This is a genomic window from Streptomyces cylindrosporus (assembly GCF_022698165.1).
Classification (GTDB): Bacteria; Actinomycetota; Actinomycetes; order Streptomycetales; family Streptomycetaceae; genus Streptomyces; species Streptomyces cylindrosporus.
In genome coordinates this window covers 78,901-101,436 of sequence record NZ_JALDAY010000022.1, presented here as the reverse complement: position 1 = coordinate 101,436, position 22,536 = coordinate 78,901, and the positions used below count along the sequence as shown (strand labels likewise).

Sequence of the window (22,536 nt, the reverse complement as noted above, 5' to 3'; positions counted from 1 at the left end):
CGATAGACCCAATCAGTATCCCATGGGGGGCAAAGGGGTTTTCGCGTCTCGTTGCCGGGTGCGGTCAGCGCAGGTCGAACAGAGCTGTGATCCGCGCGCCGCGCAGCCGTTTGGCCTGGATGGTCTTCATGCCGGCGTGCAGGGCGGTGGTGCCGTGCCGGTAGGCGGCTTCGATGGGGAGGTAGTAGGTGAGGTTGAAGTAGGCGAAGGGGGCGGGGCAGGACGGGGCGGTGCCGCAGGCGCGCAGCCATGTCGTGTCGCCGAAGTGGTAGTAGAGGCTGAAGGCCGCCATGTGACGGCCGTCGTAGGCGGCCGTCACATGGGCCTGCTCGCCCATCGCCTCGGCCTGCTCGCCCAGCAGCCGGGTCATCGGGTCGGTGTCGTCGCCGGGGTGCCCGTGCGCGTGCTGGAGGGCGGCGAGCAGTGCGCCGGCCTCGCGGTAGCAGGTGCTGAGCGGCTCGTGTCGGACGGTCAGCCCGGATGCCTGGAACGCGGCGCGTTCGTGGCGTATCGCCACCCGGCGTTTGGAGGGCAGCGAGGCCAGGTAGTCCTCGAAGCCGTTGCCCGGCAGGGGGATGGTGGCGTCGTCCTCCACGTGCCGCGGTACGGCACCCTCGTACACCTCGGCGAGCCGGCCGGCGGCGGCCTCGGTGAGGTACGGCCACCAGTGGGTGGTGCCGTGGCGTTCGGCGTGGGCGCGGGCGCAGTCGCGGAGGAGGGCGAGGCAGGCGGTGCGGCGAGCCGGGGTCAGGCCGGGGTGGGTCAGGGGTGCGTTGTGGTACCCGCGGCGGGCTCCGGCCAGGACCCGGGGGCCGGGCGGGTCGGGGACGTAGAAGTCGTTGGGCTCGCTGTGCACGAGGTAGAGGGGCGCGGCCGCGAGAAGGGTGCCGTCGTCGTCCGTGACCAGGGCGTACGACGGCGTCGCCGTCGGGTCCGGCTCCTGGCCCAGCAGCCAGCGGTGGGAGAGGTACAGGCCGGCGGGGCGGGCGAGGCGGTCCCAGTCGGGCTCGGGTACCTCGTGGAGGGTGCCGACGATGCGGGTCTTCATGGTCGTGTGGCGCTTTCGTCGGGGTTGGCGGGGGCCGGACGCAGGGTCAGCAGCGCGGGCAGCGCGAGGAGGCAGGCGAGGCCCTGGAACGCCCATGGCACCACGCCTCCGACGCTCAGGAGACAGGTGAACAGCACCGGTGCCGTGATGTTCCCGGCCGACCAGGCGAGCTGGTAGAGGCTCTGGCGGCGGCCCCGGGCGGCGTCCGGGGTGAGGGACACGGAGAGTTCGTTGAGCGCCGGGGAGCAGAAGATCTCGGCCAGGGTGAACAGCACCGTCGCCGACAGCAGCGCGGGCCACGCGGGAACGGCCGTGTCCGACAGCACGGGGGCGGCGAAGGCGAGCATGGCGATCACGAGGACGCCGTAGCCGAGGAGGAGGGCGTGGCGTGGCTGCGCCGGGGTGACATGGGCGGTGAGCGGGGTGGTCAGCGTGGAGACCAGGACCGTGTTCAGGATGAGCAGGAGGCTGGCCGTCCAGGCCGCGAGGTGCAGGACGTCGGTGGCGTACAGGGCGAAGAGCACGGCCGGCATCGTCTGGGAGAGGACGAAGGGGAGGGCGCAGGCCACGAGGAGGAGGTAGCGGCGGGTGCCGTCGGCGACGGGCTCCGGGCCGGCCCTGGGCCCGTCGTCGTTCCCGGGCGGTTGTTCCTTGTCGTGCGGGGCCGTCAGCGGGACCCGGGCGAAGCAGGCCGCGGCCAGGACGTAGAGCGGGGCGGCGGTCAGGAGCAGGCCGGTCAGGGCCGTGGTGCCGTACAGCGCGAGGGCGCCCGCGGCGAGGGCGGCGCCCGCGCCGATGCCGATGTTGCGCAGGCTCGCGGTGAAGGCGAACCAGGCACGGAGCTCACCCGCCGGGGTGGCCCGGGTGACCAGGGTGCGCTGGGCGGTGTAGTAGCCGTTGACCCCGGACTGCACCAGCACGTAGGCGCAGGCGATCTGCCAGGGCCGGTGGGCGAGGAGGAAGACCAGGAATCCGGCGGCGGTGACCATGTTGGCCACGACGGTCGGCAGGCGTGGTCCGCGCCGGTCCATGAGCCGGCCGGTGACGAGGACGGCGGGCAGGGCGGCGAGCTGTCCCACCGTGACGGCGGCGCCGACGGCGGGGGCCGAGAGCCCGCGCACGGTGGTGAAGTACAGCAGCCCCAGCGGCAGCAGCATGCCGCTGCCGACGGAGTCGACGAGGTTGCCGGTGATGAACCGGCCGTGGCCGCGGACGGCGGGCAGACCGAGCAACCGCGCCGCCCGGCCGGCCGGCGCGGGGGTGTCCGGGGCGGTGGAGGTCTCGGCGGTCATGAGGCGGACAGCAGGGCACGCACCTTGTCCAGCACTTCCTGCCGGGGGAAGCCGGTGACGGCCTGCAGGTCTTCGAGGGCCTTCACGGTCTGCTGCTCCTCGCCGTCGGCGAGGGTGAGGACGACGATGTCGCCGTGGCTGACGCCGTCGATGACGAGTTCGTGCGCGGTGACGAGGTCCACCCGGTCCGCCAGTTCCTCGCGGGCGCCCGGCGGCAGGCTCTCGGGAGAGAGGAACTCGACGGCCCAGCGGACCCGGCGGCCCGTGCCGGCGACATACCGGCCGAGCGCCATGTCGGTCAGGGCGGTGAAGGTGTTGGTGTCCGAGGCGGCGCAGGAGAGGGTGGTGGCGCCGCCGATACGGGGGTTGATCTCCAGGACGACGTACCGGCCGCCGGTGTGGATCATGTCGACGTTGACGGAGCCGCGGACGCCGAGTTCCTCGCAGAGGGCGACCAGCCGGGCGGCGACGGGCTCGAAGGCGAGGTCGGCTCCGGGGCGTGGTCCGCACCAGCGCAGATCGGCGAAGGTGAACACCGGTTCGGCGCCGGCGGTGCCGGTCCAGCACAGCGGCAGGACCCGGTAGGCGCCGGGCTCGCCGACGATGTCGACGCTGCACAGGTCGCCGTCGACGCACTCCTCGATGACGGCGGAGACAGGCGGCGGGTCCTGGAGGTAGGCGTCCAGTGCCGCTGGGTCGGGCAGAGCCCGGATGCCCATGCTGGTGGAGTCCCACAGCGGCTTGGACAGGAGCGGGTAGCCGATGCGCGCGGCCCGTACCCGCAGGGTGTCGGCGTAGGCGGGGACGCCGAGTCCGCGTCCGGCGAGAAGGTCGGAGTCGGCGCGCAGACCACGCGGGACGTCCAGGCCGGCGCGGGCCAGGAGCTGCTTGGTCTCCCATTTGTCGCTCAGCAGCGCGGTGGCGGCGAGCGGGGTCATGACCGTGGGGATGCCCTCGGCGTCGAGCAGTTCCTTCACCGTGGCGTCGCGCAGCGCGTTCTCGCAGGGCAGGGAGATGGAGACGGCGGCGTCGGCTCCCCACTCCCGGACCAGCGCGGCCAGTTCGCGCGGGGTGAGGCCGGGGTCGACGGCCTGGCGGCCACCGGGAAAGTCGTCCTCGTCCGCCCGGCCGTGCGTGTGGAACAGCCTGGACTCGATGCCCTCGGCGGCCAGTGCCCGGACGGTGCGCTGGATGTAGGGGTCGGCGCGCTGGATGTCGACGGACCTCAGGAACGCGATCTTCCGCACCGTGTCGGGCACGTTCGGCACGTTCGCCATGGGCTCCCTCTGCTCTGTTGACGGTCGGGGTCTCACGTCACGATGACGGTCACCACGGTCACTTCACGTGCAGCCTGGTCCCGTCGATCGCCCGGGCCGCGAGACTCCGGGCCCGCTCCGGGCTGTCGGCCACGGCCACCACGTGGCCGATCCGGCCCGCGCTGTCGGCGGGTTCGGGGACGGGGTCGCCGGGGCACAGTTCGAGCTCGGCCCGGGTGCCGGGGATCTCGGGCACCCGAACGTGTTCCAGCACCCCGGCGCGTTCGGGCAGCAGGAACCGGATGGCCGCCGCCCGTTCGCGGGTCACCCGGGTGTCGGGCGGGTGGCCGGTGACGGCCTGGAGGTAGGCGACGGCCTCGCTGACGCCCGTCGCCGCCTCGACGATCTCGCAGATGTTGTCCCCGGGCAGCCGGGCACCGGTCTCGATCACGACCGGGCTGCCGGAACCGGGCGGGACCTTCATCTCCGTGTGCGCGATGCCGTTGCGGACGCCGACGGCGAGGGCGGCGCGGGCGGCCGTGTGCCGGACGGCACGGTCCAGTTCGGGGGACAGCCCGGCCGGGCAGGTGTGCCCGGTCTCCACTCGGTAGCGCCCGGTGGTGGTCTCCTTGGCGACCACGGGCAGCGCGTACGCGACGCCTTCGCAGACCACGGTCTCGGCGGAGTACTCCGCGCCGGGCACATGGCTCTGGAGCAGTACGCGGTTGTCCAGCGGCAGTCCGTGGGGCATCGCCCGGGTGAACCGTCGGGCGGCGGCGACCGCCTCGTCGAGTTCCTCGGGGCCGCTGACGACGCTGACGCCCCAGGAGCCGCCCTGTTCCGCCGGTTTGACCACGAGCGGCCAGCCCAGCCCGGCCTCGGCGGCCACCCGGTGTGCCTCGGTGGCGTCGGCGGCCACCGCACCCGCCGGGGCCGGGACCCCGGCCGCGCGGAAGGCCTCGGCCATCTCGATCTTGTTGCGGGCCGCGCGGGCGAGGGCCGGGTCGTTGCCCGGCAGCCCCAGCCGGGCCGCGAGTGCCGCCGCCAGCGGGGTGAACAGTTCCCAGCAGGCCGCGACCGCGCTGATCCGGTGGGTACGGCAGTACGCCTCCAGGTCGTCCAGTGCCCGGCCGGGGTCCGTGAGGTCGGTGAGGCAGACCCCGGCCAGCGCCCCGGTCAGCCAGGGGGCGTAGCCCTCGTGGACCTCGCGGTGCGTGGCGCCGTACAGCCGCAGTCCGAGCCGTTCGGCGGCCTCGGCCAGGAACGGGCCCGCGTTGCCCATCGGTTCGACCACCAGCACGCCGGTGCCGTCCGTGTCCGCGTCCACGCTCAGTCCCCCCTTTCGAGTGCAGCCCCAACTCTGCTCGCACAACACATTGTTGAAGGTGTCCTGGACGTAAAACCCTGCTGTGACAACCGAGTCGGCAGACCAAATCGATGGCGTCAACAAATTGTTGCATGCTCGGTTCATCGTGAACGACCTGCACAGCGAGCTCACCCGGCACATCGAGCAGGGCGTCATCCCGCCCTACCAGTACTCCTATCCGCCGCGCTCGGCCTACCGGCCCCTCGACGAGGGCTCCTGGGACATCCGCGAGCTGTGGGCCCGCGACCTGGGCAACCACCGGACACCCGAGCTCAACCTCTATCTGCACGTGCCCTTCTGTCGCTACAAGTGCGGATTCTGCAACCTCTACACGGTCATCTCCACCGACCAGGAGCTGTACGACGCCTACACCGACGCGCTCTGCACCCAGATCCTCGACCACGCCGAGATCATCCAGGCCCGCCGGCTGCGCACCGTCTACATCGGCGGCGGCACTCCTTCCCTGCTCGGCACCCGGCACTTCGAGCAGATCTTCGCGACGCTCGGGTCGGTCTACCCCAACTGGCGCTCCACCGTGGAGGAAGTCGCCGTGGAGGCCACACCCGACTCGATCGTCGCGGATCCGGACGGCTTCGGCCGCCTTCTCCAACTCGGCCTGACCCGGGCCAACATCGGAATCCAGTCACTGGTCCCCAAGGAGATCAGGGAGGCGGGACGCGGCCAGGCGGGAGAGGCCACGATCCGCCAGGCCGTCGCGATCGTGCAGGAACTCGGGCTGCCCGACCTCTCCACCGACCTGATCATGGGCTTCGCGGGCCAGACCCCCGAGTCCTGGCGGCACTCGGTGGACGAACTCGCGAAGCTCGCGCCCACCACGGTGTCCACCTACTTCCTGACCGTGCGCCCGGACGCCTGGTTCTCCCGGACCGGCGCCTACCAGTACATGTGGAAACCCGAGCTGTACGAGCGCTACGACTACGCCCGCGAGGTGTTCACCGCGCACGGCTACGTCCAGGAAGGCTCGGTCCGCTACAAGAAGCCGGGGCGCGGGGGTTACGTCCAGAAAGTCCTCACCTTCCATGGCGTCCCGCTGCTCGGGCTCGGCGTCGGCGCCCGCTCGTACACCTCGGTCCTCGACTACATGACCGGGAGCGTGCGGCCGTCCCTCCCGGAGGTGGCGCAGTACATCGAGGGGGCGCGGGACCACACCCTCCGCCCCACCACGGGTTTCGTCCTCACCGCCGAGGAACGCGCCCGCAAGCGGCTGGTCCTGGACACCTTCGACCTCGACCTGGCCGAACTGGACCGCGCCGGTCTCGACGCGATCGCCGACGAGGTGGGCGCGGTGCTGGAGGCGGCGCAGGCCGGCGGACTGGTGCACCGGATCGGCGCGAGCCGTGTACAGCTCACCCCCAAGGGCTTCAAGTACCGCGACATCCTGTCCTGGATGTTCTATTCGGACCGCGTCAAGGACCTGGACCGGGCCTACTACGAGGGGCTGCACGACGCCAACCAGCGGGCCCGCGCCACCATGGGGACGCCGGTGCGGATCACCGGACTCGACGGGGCCCGGGAGAGCGCGTGACGGACCTGTTCATCGCGGCGGGCGGGGGCGGGGACCCGATCGGGGCCGCGCTCACCGCGATCGCCATGGGCGACGGCGCGGACGGCGGCCCTCCGGTGATCGCCACCTACGCCTGGGAGCGCCCCGAGGTCGACCCCACGCCCGGCCCGCTCGGCGTACGGGACTTCACCGGGCTCGTGCCGCGCCCCGAGGGCCCCGTCCTGACCCCCGCCGCGCGGGCGGTCGCCCCGGCCGGTTCCACGCTCCCGCGGCTTGCCGCCGATCTGCCGGTCCGGCTGGTGCTCCTCGATCCCCACCAGGGGCTCGCGGGCCTGGCGGAGCAGATCCGGCGGCTGGCCGGGGCACTGGCCCCCGGCCCGGTGCGGATCGTCGACGTGGGCGGCGACATCCTCACCCACGGCGACGAGGGCACCCTGTGCAGTCCGCTGCCGGACGCCCTGGTCCTCGCCGCGTGCACCCTCGCGGGGATCCACGCCACGGTGCATGTCGCGGGGGCGGGCACCGACGGGGAGATCCCCCAGGAAGTCCTGCTCGACCGGTTCGGCGCGGACAGCGGGGCCTGCGGCCGGCTCACCCCGGCCGCCGGGCACACGGCGGCCGTCGCCCGCGCTCTGTCCTGGCATCCCTCGGAGGCATCGGCGCTCTTCGCCGCCGCCGTGCGGGGAGTGCGCGGCACCGTGGCGACCGTGGGGCGGGCGATCCCGCTCACCGACGCCTCCGCGGACGTGCTGGGCATGCGGCTGGCCGCCGCCGTGGAGCAGAACCCCGTGGCCCGGGGCCTGCTGGAGCTGCGGCCCACGAGTGTGGACGAGGCCGCCGACCTGTCGGCCCGGCTCACCGGCATCCACGAGATCGCCCGCGAACGCGGCCCGGCCGTGCCGTCCGACCCCGCCACGGAACCGTTCCCGGCCGACGCGCACCGGGCGTGGGAACGGATCCGGGCCATGGCCGGTCCGGCGAGCCATGTCACCTCCCGCTTCGCCGTCCGGGCACTGGGGCTGTCGTGGCGGCACGTCCCCGACGTACGCGCCCTGCTCGGCGACGAAGGCCCCGTGCACGCCCTGCGCTCCTGAGCAAGGGGCCGCGCCGCCTAAACTGGAGCGGCGGCCGTTGACCGTACGGCTGCCCCTGGAGAAAGAAGGACGTGCCGACGTGGCTCAGAGCACCGAGACCACCGACTGGGTCTCCCGTTTCGCGGATGAGGTCATCGAGGAGTCGGAGCGTCGGGCCCCGGGCAAACCGGTCGTCGTCGCGTCCGGCCTGTCCCCCTCCGGCCCGATCCACCTCGGCAACCTCCGCGAGGTCATGACCCCGCACCTCGTCGCCGACGAGATCCGCCGCCGCGGCCACCAGGTGCGCCACCTCATCTCCTGGGACGACTACGACCGCTACCGCAAGGTGCCGGCCGGTGTCGCGGGCGTCGACGAGAGCTGGGCCGAGCACATCGGCAAGCCGCTGACCTCGGTCCCGGCGCCGAAGGGCTCGTCGTACCCGAACTGGGCGGAGCACTTCAAGGCCGCGATGGTCGCCTCGCTGGCCGAGCTCGGCGTGGAGTTCGACGGGATCAGCCAGACCGCGCAGTACAACGCGGGCGCCTACCGCGAGCAGATCCTGCACGCCATGAAGCACCGCGCCGACATCGACGCGATCCTCGACCAGTACCGCACCAAGAAGGCCCCGCCGAAGAAGCAGCAGCAGAAGCCGGTCGACGAGGCAGAGCTGGAGGCCGCGGAGGGCTCCGGCGCGGCGGAGGAGGACGACGGCTCGTCCGGCTCCGCCGGGTACTTCCCGTACAAGCCGTACTGCGGCAACTGCGAGAAGGACCTGACGACGGTCACCTCGTACGACGACGACACCACCGAGCTGACCTACTCCTGCACGGCGTGCGGCTTCTCCGAGACCGTCCGGCTCAACGAGTTCAACCGCGGCAAGCTGGTCTGGAAGGTCGACTGGCCGATGCGCTGGGCGTACGAGGGGGTCGTGTTCGAGCCGAGCGGTGTCGACCACTCGTCCCCCGGGTCCTCCTTCCAGGTCGGCGGGCAGATCGTCGGCATCTTCGGCGGCAAGCAGCCCATCGGCCCGATGTACGCCTTCGTCGGCATCAGCGGCATGGCGAAGATGTCCTCGTCCAGGGGCGGGGTCCCGACCCCCGGCGACGCGCTGAAGATCATGGAGCCGCAGATCCTGCGCTGGCTGTACGCCCGCCGCCGGCCCAACCAGTCCTTCAAGATCGCCTTCGACCAGGAGATCCAGCGGCTCTACGACGAGTGGGACAAGCTCGACGCCAAGGTCGCCGACGGCTCCGCCCTCCCCGCCGACATCGCCGCGCACTCCCGCGCGGTCGGCACCGCGGCGGGCGAACTGCCCAAGACCCCGCGCCCGCTGCCGTACCGGACCCTGGCGTCCGTCGCGGACATCACCGCGGGCCACGCCGACCAGGCGCTGCGGATCCTCTCCGAGCTCGACCCGGCCGACCCCATCGGCTCCCTCGACGAGGCCCGCCCGCGCTACGACAAGGCCGAGGCCTGGATCAACACGCACGTCCCCGCCGACCAGCGGACCATCGTGCGCGACGAACCCGACGCCGAACTGCTGAAGTCCCTCGACGAGGCGTCCCAGCGGTCGCTACGGCTGCTGCTCGACGGACTCGCCGAGCACTGGTCCCTGGACGGGCTGACCCACCTCGTCTACGGCGTCCCGAAGGTGCAGGCCGGCTTCTCCGCCGACGCCACGCCGAAGGAACTGCCGCCTGAGATCAAGACGGCCCAGCGGACGTTCTTCGCGCTGCTGTACCACCTGCTGGTGGGCCGGGACACGGGTCCGCGCCTGCCCACGCTGCTGCTGGCGGTGGGCCAGGAGCGGGTGCGGCGCCTGCTCGGCGAGTAAGCGGCAACGGGAAGGGGCCCTCGGATCGAGGGCCCCTTCTTCATGTTCAGCTCCAGGTCTTCATGTTCAGGTTCATGTTCATGCTCAGGTTCAGGCGATGTGCTCGTCCGCCAGCTCCGCGTTGAGGCGGTTGGAGAAACGGGTCACCATCCGCTTGGCCTCGGCATCGTCGAGCAGGACGCCGTACGTCGCGTCCACGTCGGCGATGAAGCCCTTGGGCGTGGGCGCCCCGTTCCCGCCCTTTATCGACTCACGGAAGACCAGGTAGTAGTCCTCCTCGGTCGGCTCCGGCGGGCCGCCGCCCTCACCGAGCTCACGGGTGCGGCCGGGGCTCACCGGTATCGGGAAGCTGCCGGTCTCCTCGGGCGAGGGCTCCTGGACCGGCGGCTCCTCCTGGTAGCCGTACTGCTCGGCCTGCTGCTGCTCGGCGAACCACTGGGCGTACTGCTCGGGGTCGTACTCGAAGCTCGGGTCGTAACCGCCCTGGTACTCCACCTGCTGCGGGACGTTGAACCACGGGCTCTGGTCGAGCTCCGGCTGTACGGGTTCCTCGACCGGCGCCGCCTCGACGGCACGGTTGGCTACCGGCGGCGCGACCTGCTGAGGCTGAACCGGCTGCGCCACCGGCTCCGGTGCCGGAGGCAGCAGCACCGGCTCGATGCCCGCCGCCGCCAGGCCCGCCGGGGCCGTCTCCGCGAGCGGCACGCCGTAGCGGGCCAGCCGCAGCGGCATCAGGGACTCCACCGGGGCCTTGCGGCGCCACGCCCGGCCGAACCGCGAGTGCAGCCGGGCCCGGTAGACGAGTCGTTCCTGCTCCAGCTTGATGACCTGCTCGTAGGAGCGCAGCTCCCACAGCTTCATCCGGCGCCAGAGGAGGAACGTCGGCACCGGCGAGAGCAGCCAGCGCGTCAGCCGCACGCCCTCCATGTGCTTGTCGGCCGTGATGTCCGCGATCCGGCCGATCGCGTGCCGGGCGGCCTCCACGGCGACGATGAACAGCACCGGGATGACGCCGTGCATGCCCACGCCCAGCGGGTCCGGCCAGGCGGCCGCGCCGTTGAAGGCGATCGTGGCCGCCGTCAGCAGCCAGGCCGTCTGGCGCAGCAGCGGGAAGGGGATCCGGATCCAGGTCAGCAGGAGGTCCAGGGCCAGCAGCACACAGATGCCTGCGTCGATGCCGATCGGGAAGACGTAGGCGAAGTTCCCGAAGCCCTTCTTGATGGCCAACTCGCGGACCGCCGCGTACGAACCGGCGAAACCGATGCCGGCGATGATCACCGCTCCGGTCACGACTACGCCGATGAGAACGCGGTGCATCCGAGTCAGCTGCAGTGGCGCGGCCACCCGTACTCCCCTCCCATTGCGTGCTGTTGCGCGCAACAGAGTGGCACATGTGTGCGCCGAACGAGGTAACGGTACGGGTGGAGCCCGGTCCCCTGAGGGGGCCGGGCTCCGTCAAACAGCGGGGTTGAGCTGCGAGTTGGCGTCCAGATGTGACGGTCAGCTCTTCTTCGACGCTGAGGAGGAAGGAGAGGCGGAGGAGGACTTTGAGGGGGATGGCGAGGCGGACTTCGAGGGCGAGGGCGACGTGGACGGGGCCGTACCGTCGCCGTTCGCCGCCGACACCGTGGCCACGACCTCCTTCGCCGCCTGCTCGGCGAGCTTGACGAGGGTGTCCGCGTTCGGCGTCTTCTCGCCGGCCAGGCCCGCGCCGTTGTAGTCGACGGTGACGACGACGTTCTCGACGCGCGTCACGACCGTCTGCTGCTTGAAGGCGCCTTCCTTCTTCTTCAGGTCGTAGCGCACCAGCGTCGCCTCGTCGCCCGTCCCGGCCACGGACGTCGTCTTCGCGTTCTTCGCGCCCTCCACCGCCTGGGCGTCCTTGACCTGCTTCGCGAAGTACGCGTGCGCCAGCTGGTCGCCCTCGCCGCGCGTCGCGTCCGACTCGAAGCGCAGCAGCGACACGTTCAGCCAGCGGAACTGCGAGCCCTTGACGCCGTTGTTGTCGAGGCTGCTCCAGGAGCAGCTGGCCCGGGTGGCGGTGTCGCTGGATGTGCCCTCCTTGCCGGACTTGGCCTCCGGCACCAGCGAGGTCAGCGTCTTCTTCGACAGCACCGCACACGAGTCCGGCAGCTTCTTGTACGCCGCCGCCTGGACGGTCGGAGTCGCGCCGGCGCCCGTCGAGGACGACGTACCACCGCTGTCCGAGCCCTTGCTCCCGCTGTCGCCGGAGCCGGAATCGGAGCCGGAGGAGCAGCCGGCCACGAGGAGCACCACCGGTACGGCGGCCGCGCAGACAAGGACGCGGCCACGCCCCTTGGCTCGCCGCTCACGCCGGCCCTGCTGGTCTCGCTCTGCTGCTCGCTGCATGGTTCCTTCACTCATCACGCTGGGGTTCCTGCGGTCGGATCGGGTCCGAGGGGCCACGGTACGCGGTGAGATGGCTGTGCGGTTTTGCTTTGAAAGCTTTGCGGAGGGATGTGAGGGAGTGGCGAACAGCCCCTAACCCGCCAGCGTGTCGGCCAGCTGCGCGGCCAGTTTCCGGGCCTTGTCCTGCATTTCCTTGCTGTCCGGCACGGTGCCGACGGTGGCCGGCTGCTCCTCGTACTGGATGGTCACGATGACGTTCGACGTGCGGAACGCCACAGTCACCGTGCGCTGCTCGGTGGTCGAACCGGAGCCGCTCAGCGAGTCGTCGAGGAAGGCCTCGTCGCCGAGACCGGTCAGGACGCGGGGCTGGAGGTCGGACGGGGTGGTGAGGGAGGAGGGGGAGGTGGAGGAGGAGGGGGAGCCGGAGGCCGAGGCAGAGGCCGACGCGGAAGCCGAGGGGTCGGCACTCGCCCCGCCACCCTCATCACCGGAACTCGAACTCGTCTCCGGCTCGGGCAGGTCCGCGGCCTCCTGCTTGGCGGCGAAGAGCTCCTTGGCCTGGGTCTCGTCGCTGACGGCGTTGTCGTACGACACGACACGCTCCAGGTCGACGAGGAGGTGATCGGTGGCGTCCGTCGAGTCGACCTTCCAGCGGCAGCCGACCTTGCGGTCCGTGTCGTAGGTGAGCGTGGCCTCGCCGGCGTAGGCCTTCTCGCGCTGGTCCTGGTCGGTCATCTGCTTGATGCCGGGGAGCAGCGAGTCGAGGGTGGCCTGGCTGATCGCGCCGCAGGGTTCCGGGAGCGAGTCGTACTTGCCGGGCTGGGCGGCGGCGGTCGCGGTGCCGGCGTCCCCCGGGTTGGAGTCGTCGGTCGTGCCGCCGTCGCCGGAGCCGCCGGTGCAGCCGGCCAGCAGCGCCGCGAGGAGTGCGGCGACGCCGGATACGTACGCCTTCCGCTGCACGGTCAGGCTCCTCTCGACGATGGGGTCCGGTGATCGTTCCACCAGTGTCCCCGCTGGTTATTCGCTTGCCGCACAGGGGCGCCCCCTGCAGACAATGTGTATCGCACGCAACACCGCGAACGCCGGTCCGTTGTCCCTTTCGTTGACCCTGGCGCGGTTTTTGTTGTCTGAGACTTCTGTTGTGATTCCGGGGGAAAGAGGACGATATGTCGTACGTGGAGATGCCGGGCGCGAAGGTCCCGATCCGCATGTGGACCGACCCGGCGTCGGTCGAGGACGTGGCACTCCAGCAGCTCCGCAATGTCGCGACCCTGCCGTGGATCAAGGGCCTGGCGGTCATGCCGGACGTCCACTACGGGAAGGGGGCGACCGTCGGGTCGGTCATCGCGATGCAGGGTGCGGTGTGCCCGGCGGCGGTCGGGGTGGACATCGGCTGCGGGATGTCGGCGGTGAAGACGTCGCTCACGGCGAATGATCTGCCGGGGGATCTTTCGCGGCTGCGCTCGAAGATCGAGCAGGCGATTCCGGTGGGGCGGGGGATGCATGACGATCCGGTGGAGCCGGGGCGGTTCCATGGGCTGGCCACGGCTGGGTGGGACGACTTCTGGGGGCGGTTCGACGGGGTTGCGGAGGCGGTGAAGTTCCGGGAGGAGCGGGCCGCGAAGCAGATGGGGACGCTCGGCTCCGGCAACCACTTCTGTGAAGTTTGCGTAGATACATCCGGTTCGGTGTGGCTCATGCTGCACTCCGGTTCCCGGAACATCGGCAAGGAGCTCGCCGAGCACCACATCGGCGTGGCCCAGAAGCTCCCGCACAACCAGGGCCTGGTCGACCGTGACCTCGCCGTGTTCGTGGCGGACACCCCGCAGATGGCGGCGTACCGCAACGACCTGTTCTGGGCGCAGGAGTACGCGAAGTACAACCGCACGATCATGATGGCGCTCCTGAAGGACGTGATCCGCAAGGAGTTCAAGAAGGCCAAGCCGACCTTCGAGCCCGAGATCAGCGCACACCACAACTACGTGGCCGAGGAGCGCTACGACGGCATGGACCTGCTCGTGACCCGCAAGGGCGCGATCCGGGCCGGTTCCGGCGAGTACGGGATCATCCCGGGTTCGATGGGCACGGGTTCGTACATCGTGAAGGGCCTCGGCAACGAGAAGGCCTTCAACTCGGCGTCTCACGGAGCGGGTCGGCGCATGAGCCGCAACGCGGCGAAGCGGCGCTTCTCGACGAAGGACCTGGAGGAGCAGACGCGGGGCGTGGAGTGCCGTAAGGACTCCGGTGTCGTGGACGAGATTCCGGGTGCGTACAAGCCGATCGAGCAGGTGATGGATCAGCAGCGGGACCTCGTCGAAGTCGTGGCGAAGCTGAAGCAGGTCATCTGTGTGAAGGGCTGAGGGCGAGACGAGTGCTACTGCGGGGCCGCGGGGCTGTTGAGCTTCAGCAGGATCCGGTCTTCGTCTGCGCTCCAGCGTCGCTGTGTGTGAGCGGCACGCATTCCTGCCAGGTGCTGGGCCGCCTCCATCATGTAGAGGACGTTGTACATGTCGTCGCGGGCGTTGCGCTTGAGCGTGCGCTCGGCTCCGGTCACATTTCTGCCGCGTCGATCAGGCCTCGCAGATCCTCGCTGCCGTGACTGTTGGCGCAGTCAGCCATCAGGAAGTAGTCCCTTCCATGTTGGTCAGGCCCTCGGTCAGGGATGCCGCCCTGCCGAGGGCCGTCGAGTTGACCCCTGTGGGTTATGCGAGCCGTTTCTCCAGTAGCGTCACCGCGTACGGGCTGCCCGGCCCGCCGTTCTTTGCGCGCTGTTCGCCGACCACCTTGTAGCCCGCCGACTCGTAGTACGCGCGTAGGCGGGGGTTGGAGGCGAGGCAGTCCAGGCGGGCGTACGGGCGGCCCGTTGCGCTGATTCGGGACTCTGCTTTGGCGAGCATCTCGCGGCCCGTTCCCGGCGGGGACGTGTGGGGGGTTGTCATCAGGCGGTGGATGTAGCCCGCGTCCGCGGGGCGGGGGCCCCAGGCCGCCGGGTCCTCCCACCAGATTTCCCAGGCGCCGGTGAGGTGGGGACCGGCGTGGGTCAGCCAGACCTCGCCCCGTTCCATGCGGGTGCGGAAGTGGGTCTCGTCCTTCTCGCCCGGCTTCCACTGGTCGATGCCCCTCGCCAGCTGCCACAGGGCCGCCGTGTCGCGCAGGCGGACCAGGGACGGGGCGTCCGCGGGGATCGCCCTGCGGTGGGTCAGGGGTGGCCAGGTGGTGGGGAGGGGTTCCAGGAGGTGGGTGCGGAGGGTCGTGGAGAGGCGGGCCGGGTCCAGGCCGAGGGCGTCGGAGACGTACTGCTCGGTCGAGCCGTAGCGGGATTCGAGGGCCGTCAGGAACAGGCGCATCGCCGACTCGGGGGCGCGGCCGAAGCCCAGCCACGTCGGGAGGCTTCCGTTGTTGCGGGACCGCCAGCCGGCGAGCAGGGCGGGGGCGGCCAGTTCCGTGAGGCTGTAGTCCTCGGTGATCGTCGAGGCCGGGACGCCGAGCAAGTGCAGGACCAGTGCCGCCAGTTGGCCCGTGCGGTCCTTGCCCGAGGCGCAGTGGAAGGCCAGGGGGGACGCCGACTCCGCCGACTTCACGATCAGTCGCAGGGCCGCGCGGATCTCCTCCGTACCGTCCTCCGCCACCTCCATGTAGCGCTCGGCCAGGTACGGGCCCGGGTCGATGTCCGGGGCCAGCGCCGCCTGGTTGTACGGGCGGTGCTCGATGCTGAGGTTGTGGTACGTGAACGACGGGTCGGACGGGACACGGCCCCGCGCCTCCACCTCCCAGGGGTGGCGCAGGTCGATCACCGTGCGGATGCCGAGGGACAGGAAGCGGGACCAGTCCGCGGTGCCCGGTCGCAGCTTGCCGAGGGAGTCCGCGCGGTACAGCCGGCCGGGGCGGACACGCCGCCCGTCCGCTGTCCGGTAGCCGCCCAGGTCACGGAAGTTGCACAGCTTGTCGAAGGCTATGTGTCTGTCCACGTTCCGTGACCCTACGTCAACTCCACGCCTACTTCGCGTGCAGCACCGCGTAGATCATCACGAAGGCCACGATGTGGATGCCGAAGAGGAAGTACGCGAGGTAGTACCAGACGTACCGCTCGCGCTTCTTCTCCAGGGCGAGGCGCTGCCGGTCGGCGTCTTCGGGCATCACAGCTCCCGGTGGACCTTGGTGTTCGACGCCTGGGCGCGCGGGCGCAGGACCAGGAGGTCGACGTTGACGTGGTGGGGGCGGGTGACCGTCCAGGCGATGGTGTCCGCCACGTCGTTCGCGGTGAGCGGTTCGGCCACGCCCTGGTACACCTTCGCGGCCTTCTCCTCGTCCCCGCCGAAGCGGGTCAGCGCGAACTCGTCCGTCTTCACCATGCCGGGCGCGATCTCGATCACGCGGACCGGCTGGCCGACGATCTCCAGGCGGAGGGTCTCGGCGAGGACGTGCTCGCCGTGCTTGGCGGCTACGTAACCCGCGCCGCCCTCGTACGTGCCGAGGCCGGCCGTGGAGGACACGACGACGACCGTGCCGTCGCCGCTCGCGACGAGCTTGGGGAGCAGGGCCTGGGTGACGTTCAGGGTGCCGATGACGTTCGTCTCGTACATCGTGCGCCAGTCGGCGGGATCGCCGGTGGCGACGGGGTCGGCGCCGAGGGCTCCGCCGGCGTTGTTGACGAGTACGGCGACGGTCTTGAACGCCGTCGCGAACTCGTCGACGGCCGCCCTGTCCGTGACGTCCAGGGTGTAGGCCGTGGCCTGGTGGCCGGCGTCGTTGAGCTCCTTGGCGAGGGCCTCGATGCGGTCCTCGCGGCGGGCGGTGAGGACCACTCGGTAGCCGGCCTCGGCGAGCTTGCGGGCGGTCGCGGCGCCGATTCCGCTGCTTGCGCCGGTGACGATCGCGATGCGGGACGGGGCCATGGGGTTCGCTCCTCGGCGGGGTTTCGTGTGCGGGTTGCCTTGGAGAGTCTAGGCGCCGTGGGGGTTGCGCATTTTGGGCGGCTGCGGGTTCGTGGGGGCTTGTCGCGCAGTTCCCCGCGCCCCTTAGGTCAGTGTCCTCGCGGCGCCCACATGATTACGGCCATTCCCGCCAGGCAGACCAACGCGCCCGTCACATCCCAGCGGTCCGGGCGGTAGCCGTCCGCCACCATGCCCCACGCGATCGAACCCGCCACGAAGATGCCGCCGTATGCCGCCAGGATGCGGCCGAAGTGGGTGTCCGGCTGGAAGGTGGCGACGAAGCCGTACGCGCCCAACGCGAGCACCCCGCCGGCCATCCACAGCCAGCCGCGGTGTTCGCGTACTCCCTGCCAGATCAGCCAGGCGCCGCCGATCTCGAAGACGGCGGCGACCAGGAACAGGGCGGCGGAGCGGGCGATCAGCATGGCAGCAGCCTCGCATGCCCGCCGCCGCCCGCTCACCTGCCCACCCGCCCACTGTCACCTGATGGACGGCGCCTGTCCCGTGCCGCGCGTGGGATACATCCGTACGTCCACGTCGAGTGAGGAGTGGGTATGCGGAAGGTTCTTGCGGGGGTCGCGGCGATGGTGGCGGTCTGCGGGGCGGCCGGGCCCGCCGGTGCCGTCGGCGGCGGGCCCGAGGCCGACCTCGCCTATCACGGGGCCGCCTCGATGTCGGCCGGTCAGGCGTACGTACGGTTCACCCCGCGCAACCACGGGCCGTCCGCCGTGCCCGATGCCACGGTGCGGCTGCGCTGGTCGGAGCCGCTCGCCGACCGGCAGGAGCTGCCGGCGGGGTGCGCGCGGTCCGGGCCGAGCGGGGTGCTGTGCCGGGTGGGAGCGCTGGCGGCGGACGACCTGGGCGAGCAGATCAGTCTGCGGGTACGGCTGCGTGACGCGCCCACGGAGGTGCTGCTGGAGCTGGACACCGTGTGGAACGGCGGTGCGGTGGACCGGAACCGGGCCAATGACCGGCAGCGGGTGCTCGTGCTCGACACGGGGGACGAGTACTACTTCTGAGAATGCCCGCAGGGTCGCTGCGTCGTACGATTTCTGCACGGCGCAGGGAAGCGGGGGGAGGGGCGGTGCGGGTGGAGAGGAGTGGGGCCGTGGCGGGTGGTACGACGGCACGTGAGCGGCTGCTGGACGAGCTGTCCTCGGTCTCGCGCCGCTACATGGCCTCGTACGCCCTGTTCAACCAGGCCGTCGCCGACCACCTCGGGCTGCACCCCACCGATCTGCAGTGCCTGAACCTGCTCACGCTGGAGGGCGCGCCCGTCACGACCGGCCGGATCGCCGAGCTGACGGGGCTGACCACCGGGTCGGCGACCCGGCTGGTGGACCGGCTGGAGAAGGCCGGGTACGTGGTCCGGGAGCGGGACGCGGGCGACCGGCGCAAGGTGCTCGTGGCGACCGTGCCCGAGAAGATCGCTGAGTTCGGGCGGATGTGGGAGCGGCTGGGCGGCGGCTGGTCCACCCTCTTCGACGGCCTCGACGACCGCCAGCTCGCTGTGATCGTCGGGCACATGAGGCGGACGGTGGAGTTCAGCGGCGCGCAGGTGGCCCGGTTGCGCGCCGGTGAGGTCTAGCTGACGTCGGCCTCCGCGTCGTACCGCTCCCGCGCCTCGTGGACCTCCTCGATGTGGGTCTCCGCCCAGGTCTTCACCGCGGTGAGCAGGCAGGCCAGGCTGGCGCCCAGCTCCGTGAGCTCGTAGTCGACGCGGACCGGGACCGACGGGGTGACCGTACGGCTGAGGATGCCGTCCCGTTCCAGGGCGCGCAGGGTCTGCGTCAGCATCTTGGGGCTCACGCCGGCGATCTTGCGGCTGAGGTCGCTGTAGCGCATGGGGCCGCCGGAGAGGGCGGCGACGACCAGGCTGACCCACTTGTCGCTGAGCCGGTCGAGGAGCTGGTTGGTGGGGCAGGCCCGGATGAAGGCGTCGTACTCGACCCGTGCCTTCTCGCGCCGCTGACCCGCGGTCATGGTCGCCATGGCTTCCCTTCGGGGTATGTACGCACTCTCAGGTAACTACTTCCCGGAGGATAGTTCCTCTTCCTAGGGTTGTCACCGCCGAAAGGAAAGCGGCACAAATAACCCTGATTGGTGGGAAGTTGGTATGCGTGCAGCAGTGGTGAGGACCTTCGGTGGGGCCGAGGTCGTCGAGGTAGTGGAGCGTGCGGTGCCCGAGCCCGGCCCGCGGCAGGTGCGGATCAAGGTCGCGGCGGCCGGGCTCAACCCGGTGGACGCGGGCGTGCGGGGCGGGTTCTTCGGCGGCGCGGGCAAGGAGATCGGGCTCGGCTGGGACGTCGCCGGGACGGTGGACGCGACCGGCGTGGCCACCGCGTGGAGCGTCGGCGACCAGGTGGTCGCGATCGACCCCGGCATGGTGCGGCCGCTGGGCACGCACGCCGAGTACGTCGTGGTGGAGACGGACGCGGTGGCGAAGGCCCCGGCCACGGTGGACGCCGTGCACGCCTCGACCCTGCCGCTGAACGGCCTGACCGCCGTACAGGCCCTGGATCTGCTGGAGTTGACGGAGGGGCAGTCGCTGCTGGTGACCGGTGCGGCGGGCGCGGTCGGCGGGTTCGCCGTCCAACTCGCCGCGCGGCGGGGCCTGGTGGTGACCGCGCTGGCCCGGGAGGCGGACGAGGAGCTCGTACGGTCCCTGGGGGCCGCCCGCTTCACCTCCGGTGGTGTGGAGGCCGCGAGCTTCGACGGCGTGCTGGACGCGGCCGTCCTCGGCGAGACGGCCCTGGCGTGGGTACGGGACGGGGGCGCGTACGTCGGCGTCCGCCCCGGCGCCGAGCCGGCCTCGGTGCGGGGGGTGCGGTCGACCCACGTGGCCGTCGGCGCCGACGGCCGCCAACTCGCCGAACTGGCAGGGCTGGTGGACGAGGGTGTGCTCACCCTCCGGGTCGCGGAGACGTACGCCCTGGAGGACGCCGCGAAGGCCCACGCCCGCCTGGAGGAGGGCGGGGTGCGCGGCCGGTTGGTCCTCGTCCCTTGATGGGGCTGGGGCCTGAAGGGGTGGCGGGGACATGCCCTCAGGGGCGCGGGGCTGTAAGTGCCCCTGCCGGGGCCGGCCCACGCGGCAGCGCCCCGAAGTAGACAGCCGTCAAACCGGCGGAGCCACCCGCGTCGGCCAGTTGCTGCACCGCGTTGTTCAGCCGGAGGTCCTGGCCGCGTAGGCGGTGGGTGGCACTCCGACCGTCGCCGTGAAGTCCCGTACCAGGTGGGCCTGGTCGGCGTAGCCGAGGTCGGCCGCCAGGGTCGCCCAGTCCACCTCGCGGTCCGTCTCCGCGTGCTCCAGCGCCTCGTGGATGCGGTAGCGCAGGATGACCCACTTCGGGCCGACCCCGACGTACCCGGCGAACAGCCGCTGGAGCAGTCGTACGGACATCCCCTCGGCGTGGGCGAAGTCGGCGACGCGGCGGATCGTGCGGTCGGTGCGGATGTGTTCGACGAGCGTGGCGGCGAGGTCGGCCTGGGGGTCGGGGCGGGGGGTGAGGGAGAGGAGGTAGGCGTCGAGGGCGGCGACGCGGGCCGGCTCGTCGTCCGGGGCGAGGACGGCGCGGACGGTGGCCGGGGTGGCCGTCGGGAAGGCGGCGGGGAAGTCGACGCGCCGGCCCGTCCACTCGCTCACCGGGTGGTCCGGCGCGAAGGGGCGGAAGGCGCCGGGGCGGAACTTGACACCGCAGACCCGCCCCCGCCCCTCCAGTTTCTGGGCGAAGAGGCCGGACGGGATGCCCGCGAGCTCCACGAAGGGCTCCTGGCCCGCGAGCCGCTGGAAGACGAGGTGGACCGCGGGGTGCGGGACCACGTGCGAGACGTACGGCTCGGGCAGGTCCCAGTCGATCAGCCAGTAGTGCTCGACGTACCGGCGCAGCGGCTCGGCGGGCTCGGGGCGGCGGAAGTCCACGTGGGCGAGGAAGTCCGCGGCGCCGACGATGCCTCGGTGGTCACGGCGTGGGGCGGCCATGTCGGGATGGTAGGACGGGGCACTGACAGTCGCCGGGGTCGGGGCGGAATACGGGGGGCGTGGGGGTCGTTTCCGGGTATAGTTGAACAGTCAACAACCTGGAGGATGAGCGACCATGCAGTTCGGGATCTTCAGCGTCGGCGATGTCACGCCGGACCCGACGACCGGGCGTACGCCGACCGAGCGCGAGCGCATCAAGGCCATGGTCGCGATCGCGCTGAAGGCCGAGGAGGTCGGCCTGGACGTCTTCGCGACCGGCGAGCACCACAACCCGCCGTTCGTGCCGTCGTCGCCGACCACCATGCTCGGTTACGTCGCCGCGCAGACGGAGAAGCTGATCCTCTCCACCTCCACGACGCTGATCACCACCAACGACCCGGTGAAGATCGCCGAGGACTTCGCGATGCTCCAGCACCTGGCCGACGGCCGGGTGGACCTGATGATGGGCCGCGGCAACACCGGCCCGGTCTACCCCTGGTTCGGCCAGGACATCCGCCAGGGCATCAACCTCGCCATCGAGAACTACGCCCTGCTGCGCCGCCTGTGGCGCGAGGACGTGGTCGACTGGGAGGGCAAGTTCCGCACCCCGCTGCAGGGCTTCACCTCCACGCCGCGCCCGCTGGACGGCGTACCGCCGTTCGTCTGGCACGGCTCGATCCGCTCGCCCGAGATCGCCGAGCAGGCGGCGTACTACGGCGACGGCTTCTTCCACAACAACATCTTCTGGCCGGCCGACCACACCAAGCGGATGGTCGAGCTGTACCGGACGCGGTACGCGTACTACGGGCACGGGACGCCGGAGCAGGCGATCGTGGGCCTCGGCGGCCAGGTCTTCATGCGGAAGAACTCGCAGGACGCGGTGCGTGAGTTCCGCCCGTACTTCGACGTGGCGCCGGTGTACGGCCACGGGCCCTCGCTGGAGGAGTTCACCGAGCAGACCCCGCTGACCGTCGGCTCCCCGCAGGAGGTCATCGAGAAGACCCTCGCCTTCCGCGACTACGCCGGTGACTACCAGCGCCAGCTGTTCCTGGTGGACCACGCCGGGCTGCCGCTGAAGACGGTCCTGGAGCAGATCGACATGCTGGGCGAGGAGGTCGTGCCGGTGCTGCGCAAGGAGTTCGCGGCGGGCCGCCCGGCGGACGTGCCGGAGGCGCCGACCCACGCGTCCCTGCTGGCCGCCGCGCGGAAGGAGGTCGTGGCATGAGGCTCGTCGTGGTCTCGGCCGGGCTGAGCGTCCCGTCGTCGACACGGCTGCTGGGCGACCGGCTGGCGGCGGCGGTGGGACGGGCCACGCCCGGGGAGACGGACGTGGAGGTGGAGGTGGTCGAGCTGCGGGACCTCGCGGTGGAGATCGCCCACAACTTCACGAACGGGTTCGCGGGCAAGGCCCTGTCCGCCGCGCAGGAAGCGGTGACCGCGGCCGACGGGCTGATCGTGGTCACGCCGGTGTTCTCGGCGTCGTACAGCGGCCTGTTCAAGTCCTTCTTCGACGTACTGGACAAGGACGCGCTGGCCGGCAAGCCGGTGCTGATCGCGGCGACTGGCGGCACGGCCAGGCACTCGCTGGTCCTGGAGCACGCGCTGCGTCCGCTGTTCGCGTATCTGCGGGCGGTGGTCGTGCCGACGGGCGTCTACGCGGCGTCGGAGGACTGGGGCGCGGAGGGTCTGGACGGCCGGATCGAGCGGGCGGCGGGGGAGCTGGCGGCGCTGATGCGGGGCCTGTCGGCGACGAAGCGGCAGGTGAGGGACGAGTTCGAGGTGGTGCCGTTCGCCCAGCAGCTGGCGGCGCTGTCACCTGCGGAGCGGGCGGGCGTCTGAGGACGGGGTTTCCAGCCCGTCCGGCGTTTGAGGACGAGGCC

Annotated in this window: 23 protein-coding genes; 9 read left to right on the top strand and 14 right to left on the bottom strand. The window is 71.3% G+C overall.

Features of this window, described 5'->3' with window-relative positions; translation table 11 throughout:
- Positions 1-64: 64 nt before the first annotated feature.
- From MQP27_RS48485 to MQP27_RS48470, 4 genes are read right to left on the bottom strand one after another with little or no spacing between them, the layout of a single operon-like run.
- Positions 65-1,048, bottom strand: a complete 984-nt coding sequence (locus tag MQP27_RS48485) for a peptidogalycan biosysnthesis protein (RefSeq protein ID WP_242778161.1) — start codon at positions 1,046-1,048, stop codon at positions 65-67.
- Positions 1,045-2,340, bottom strand: coding sequence for an MFS transporter (locus MQP27_RS48480; RefSeq protein WP_242778158.1), 1,296 nt, complete (start codon positions 2,338-2,340; stop codon positions 1,045-1,047). The genes MQP27_RS48485 and MQP27_RS48480 overlap by 4 nt, the downstream gene beginning before the upstream one ends.
- A complete protein-coding gene (locus MQP27_RS48475) occupies positions 2,337-3,617 on the bottom strand; it encodes an ATP-grasp domain-containing protein (RefSeq protein ID WP_242778156.1) in 1,281 nt (426 codons plus the stop codon). The genes MQP27_RS48480 and MQP27_RS48475 overlap by 4 nt, the downstream gene beginning before the upstream one ends.
- A 58-nt stretch (positions 3,618-3,675) precedes the next feature.
- Entirely contained in the window at positions 3,676-4,923 is a 1,248-nt protein-coding gene (locus MQP27_RS48470) for an ATP-grasp domain-containing protein (RefSeq protein ID WP_242778153.1), read from the bottom strand.
- 145 nt (positions 4,924-5,068) lie between these two features.
- Here MQP27_RS48470 and MQP27_RS48465 point away from each other — a divergent pair, with 145 nt between their 5' ends.
- From MQP27_RS48465 to lysS, 3 genes are all read left to right on the top strand, one after another.
- Complete coding sequence (locus MQP27_RS48465; RefSeq protein ID WP_242778150.1) at positions 5,069-6,508, top strand: coproporphyrinogen-III oxidase family protein; 1,440 nt, start codon at positions 5,069-5,071, stop codon at positions 6,506-6,508.
- Positions 6,505-7,581, top strand: a complete 1,077-nt coding sequence (locus tag MQP27_RS48460) for a DUF1152 domain-containing protein (RefSeq protein WP_242778147.1) — start codon at positions 6,505-6,507, stop codon at positions 7,579-7,581. Before MQP27_RS48465 ends, MQP27_RS48460 begins: the two co-directional genes overlap by 4 nt.
- 79 nt (positions 7,582-7,660) lie before the next feature.
- Positions 7,661-9,394 (top strand): lysine--tRNA ligase, encoded by a 1,734-nt coding sequence (gene lysS, locus MQP27_RS48455; protein ID WP_242778144.1) that lies wholly within the window; start codon positions 7,661-7,663, stop codon positions 9,392-9,394.
- 90 nt (positions 9,395-9,484) lie between these two features.
- Here lysS and MQP27_RS48450 read toward each other — a convergent pair whose 3' ends face one another.
- The 3 genes from MQP27_RS48450 to MQP27_RS48440 form a co-directional block, all read right to left on the bottom strand.
- Positions 9,485-10,738, bottom strand: a complete 1,254-nt coding sequence (locus MQP27_RS48450) for a DUF2637 domain-containing protein (protein WP_242778141.1) — start codon at positions 10,736-10,738, stop codon at positions 9,485-9,487.
- A gap of 156 nt (positions 10,739-10,894) precedes the next feature.
- Positions 10,895-11,764, bottom strand: a complete 870-nt coding sequence (locus MQP27_RS48445) for a DUF3558 family protein (RefSeq protein WP_242778138.1) — start codon at positions 11,762-11,764, stop codon at positions 10,895-10,897.
- A 132-nt stretch (positions 11,765-11,896) separates the two neighbouring features.
- On the bottom strand, positions 11,897-12,724 hold the full coding sequence (locus MQP27_RS48440) for a DUF3558 domain-containing protein (protein ID WP_242778298.1): 828 nt from the start codon (positions 12,722-12,724) through the stop codon (positions 11,897-11,899).
- A gap of 206 nt (positions 12,725-12,930) precedes the next feature.
- On the opposite strand from MQP27_RS48440, the gene MQP27_RS48435 reads away from it, so the two are divergent.
- The gene (locus MQP27_RS48435) at positions 12,931-14,124 is read left to right on the top strand and encodes an RtcB family protein (protein WP_242778135.1); all 1,194 of its coding nucleotides are present in this window, start codon (positions 12,931-12,933) and stop codon (positions 14,122-14,124) included.
- A 14-nt stretch (positions 14,125-14,138) separates the two neighbouring features.
- On the opposite strand, the gene MQP27_RS48430 is transcribed toward MQP27_RS48435, so the two are convergent.
- The 5 genes from MQP27_RS48430 to MQP27_RS48410 form a co-directional block, all read right to left on the bottom strand.
- Positions 14,139-14,318 carry a hypothetical protein gene (locus MQP27_RS48430; RefSeq protein WP_242778132.1) on the bottom strand — a complete coding sequence of 60 codons (180 nt, stop codon included), beginning with the start codon at positions 14,316-14,318 and terminating at the stop codon, positions 14,139-14,141.
- A gap of 148 nt (positions 14,319-14,466) precedes the next feature.
- Positions 14,467-15,732 carry a GNAT family N-acetyltransferase gene (locus MQP27_RS48425; protein ID WP_242778129.1) on the bottom strand — a complete coding sequence of 422 codons (1,266 nt, stop codon included), beginning with the start codon at positions 15,730-15,732 and terminating at the stop codon, positions 14,467-14,469.
- Between the two features lie 28 nt (positions 15,733-15,760).
- The gene (locus MQP27_RS48420; RefSeq protein WP_242778126.1) at positions 15,761-15,901 is read right to left on the bottom strand and encodes a hypothetical protein; all 141 of its coding nucleotides are present in this window, start codon (positions 15,899-15,901) and stop codon (positions 15,761-15,763) included.
- Positions 15,901-16,659 carry an SDR family NAD(P)-dependent oxidoreductase gene (locus MQP27_RS48415; protein ID WP_242778123.1) on the bottom strand — a complete coding sequence of 253 codons (759 nt, stop codon included), beginning with the start codon at positions 16,657-16,659 and terminating at the stop codon, positions 15,901-15,903. The genes MQP27_RS48420 and MQP27_RS48415 overlap by 1 nt, the downstream gene beginning before the upstream one ends.
- A 128-nt stretch (positions 16,660-16,787) precedes the next feature.
- A complete protein-coding gene (locus tag MQP27_RS48410; protein ID WP_242778120.1) occupies positions 16,788-17,123 on the bottom strand; it encodes a YnfA family protein in 336 nt (111 codons plus the stop codon).
- A 129-nt stretch (positions 17,124-17,252) separates the two neighbouring features.
- On the opposite strand from MQP27_RS48410, the gene MQP27_RS48405 reads away from it, so the two are divergent.
- Both MQP27_RS48405 and MQP27_RS48400 read left to right on the top strand, forming a co-directional pair.
- Positions 17,253-17,717, top strand: a complete 465-nt coding sequence (locus MQP27_RS48405) for a hypothetical protein (protein ID WP_242778117.1) — start codon at positions 17,253-17,255, stop codon at positions 17,715-17,717.
- A 155-nt stretch (positions 17,718-17,872) separates the two neighbouring features.
- Positions 17,873-18,286 (top strand): MarR family winged helix-turn-helix transcriptional regulator, encoded by a 414-nt coding sequence (locus MQP27_RS48400; RefSeq protein WP_278197406.1) that lies wholly within the window; start codon positions 17,873-17,875, stop codon positions 18,284-18,286.
- Here the strand turns inward: MQP27_RS48400 and MQP27_RS48395 are convergent.
- Positions 18,283-18,690: a winged helix-turn-helix transcriptional regulator gene (locus MQP27_RS48395; protein ID WP_242778111.1), complete on the bottom strand. Its 408-nt coding sequence runs from the start codon at positions 18,688-18,690 to the stop codon at positions 18,283-18,285. The two genes, MQP27_RS48400 and MQP27_RS48395, sit on opposite strands and share 4 nt — an antisense overlap.
- Positions 18,691-18,814: 124 nt before the next feature.
- Here MQP27_RS48395 and MQP27_RS48390 point away from each other — a divergent pair, with 124 nt between their 5' ends.
- The gene (locus tag MQP27_RS48390) at positions 18,815-19,705 is read left to right on the top strand and encodes an NADP-dependent oxidoreductase (protein ID WP_242778109.1); all 891 of its coding nucleotides are present in this window, start codon (positions 18,815-18,817) and stop codon (positions 19,703-19,705) included.
- 156 nt (positions 19,706-19,861) lie between these two features.
- Here the strand turns inward: MQP27_RS48390 and MQP27_RS48385 are convergent, their stop codons facing one another.
- A complete protein-coding gene (locus tag MQP27_RS48385) occupies positions 19,862-20,677 on the bottom strand; it encodes a helix-turn-helix domain-containing protein (protein WP_242778106.1) in 816 nt (271 codons plus the stop codon).
- A gap of 115 nt (positions 20,678-20,792) precedes the next feature.
- On the opposite strand from MQP27_RS48385, the gene MQP27_RS48380 reads away from it, so the two are divergent.
- On the top strand, positions 20,793-21,881 hold the full coding sequence (locus MQP27_RS48380) for an LLM class flavin-dependent oxidoreductase (protein ID WP_242778103.1): 1,089 nt from the start codon (positions 20,793-20,795) through the stop codon (positions 21,879-21,881).
- Positions 21,878-22,495, top strand: a complete 618-nt coding sequence (locus tag MQP27_RS48375) for an FMN reductase (RefSeq protein ID WP_242778100.1) — start codon at positions 21,878-21,880, stop codon at positions 22,493-22,495. The genes MQP27_RS48380 and MQP27_RS48375 overlap by 4 nt, the downstream gene beginning before the upstream one ends.
- Positions 22,496-22,536 lie beyond the last annotated feature (41 nt).

What these genes read in the sequence shown, in the direction of transcription:
- MQP27_RS48485 (WP_242778161.1), bottom strand. Translation starts at nt 1,048, where the DNA reads ATGAAGACCCGCATCGTCGGCACCCTCCACGAGGTACCCGAGCCCGAC.
- MQP27_RS48480 (WP_242778158.1), bottom strand. Translation starts at nt 2,340, where the DNA reads ATGACCGCCGAGACCTCCACCGCCCCGGACACCCCCGCGCCGGCCGGC.
- MQP27_RS48475 (WP_242778156.1), bottom strand. Translation starts at nt 3,617, where the DNA reads ATGGCGAACGTGCCGAACGTGCCCGACACGGTGCGGAAGATCGCGTTC.
- MQP27_RS48445 (WP_242778138.1), bottom strand. Translation starts at nt 11,764, where the DNA reads ATGCAGCGAGCAGCAGAGCGAGACCAGCAGGGCCGGCGTGAGCGGCGA.
- MQP27_RS48435 (WP_242778135.1), top strand. Translation starts at nt 12,931, where the DNA reads ATGTCGTACGTGGAGATGCCGGGCGCGAAGGTCCCGATCCGCATGTGG.
- MQP27_RS48420 (WP_242778126.1), bottom strand. Translation starts at nt 15,901, where the DNA reads ATGCCCGAAGACGCCGACCGGCAGCGCCTCGCCCTGGAGAAGAAGCGC.
- MQP27_RS48415 (WP_242778123.1), bottom strand. Translation starts at nt 16,659, where the DNA reads ATGGCCCCGTCCCGCATCGCGATCGTCACCGGCGCAAGCAGCGGAATC.
- MQP27_RS48410 (WP_242778120.1), bottom strand. Translation starts at nt 17,123, where the DNA reads ATGCTGATCGCCCGCTCCGCCGCCCTGTTCCTGGTCGCCGCCGTCTTC.
- MQP27_RS48405 (WP_242778117.1), top strand. Translation starts at nt 17,253, where the DNA reads ATGCGGAAGGTTCTTGCGGGGGTCGCGGCGATGGTGGCGGTCTGCGGG.
- MQP27_RS48400 (WP_278197406.1), top strand. Translation starts at nt 17,873, where the DNA reads ATGGCCTCGTACGCCCTGTTCAACCAGGCCGTCGCCGACCACCTCGGG.
- MQP27_RS48395 (WP_242778111.1), bottom strand. Translation starts at nt 18,690, where the DNA reads ATGGCGACCATGACCGCGGGTCAGCGGCGCGAGAAGGCACGGGTCGAG.
- MQP27_RS48390 (WP_242778109.1), top strand. Translation starts at nt 18,815, where the DNA reads ATGCGTGCAGCAGTGGTGAGGACCTTCGGTGGGGCCGAGGTCGTCGAG.
- MQP27_RS48385 (WP_242778106.1), bottom strand. Translation starts at nt 20,677, where the DNA reads ATGGCCGCCCCACGCCGTGACCACCGAGGCATCGTCGGCGCCGCGGAC.
- MQP27_RS48380 (WP_242778103.1), top strand. Translation starts at nt 20,793, where the DNA reads ATGCAGTTCGGGATCTTCAGCGTCGGCGATGTCACGCCGGACCCGACG.
- MQP27_RS48375 (WP_242778100.1), top strand. Translation starts at nt 21,878, where the DNA reads ATGAGGCTCGTCGTGGTCTCGGCCGGGCTGAGCGTCCCGTCGTCGACA.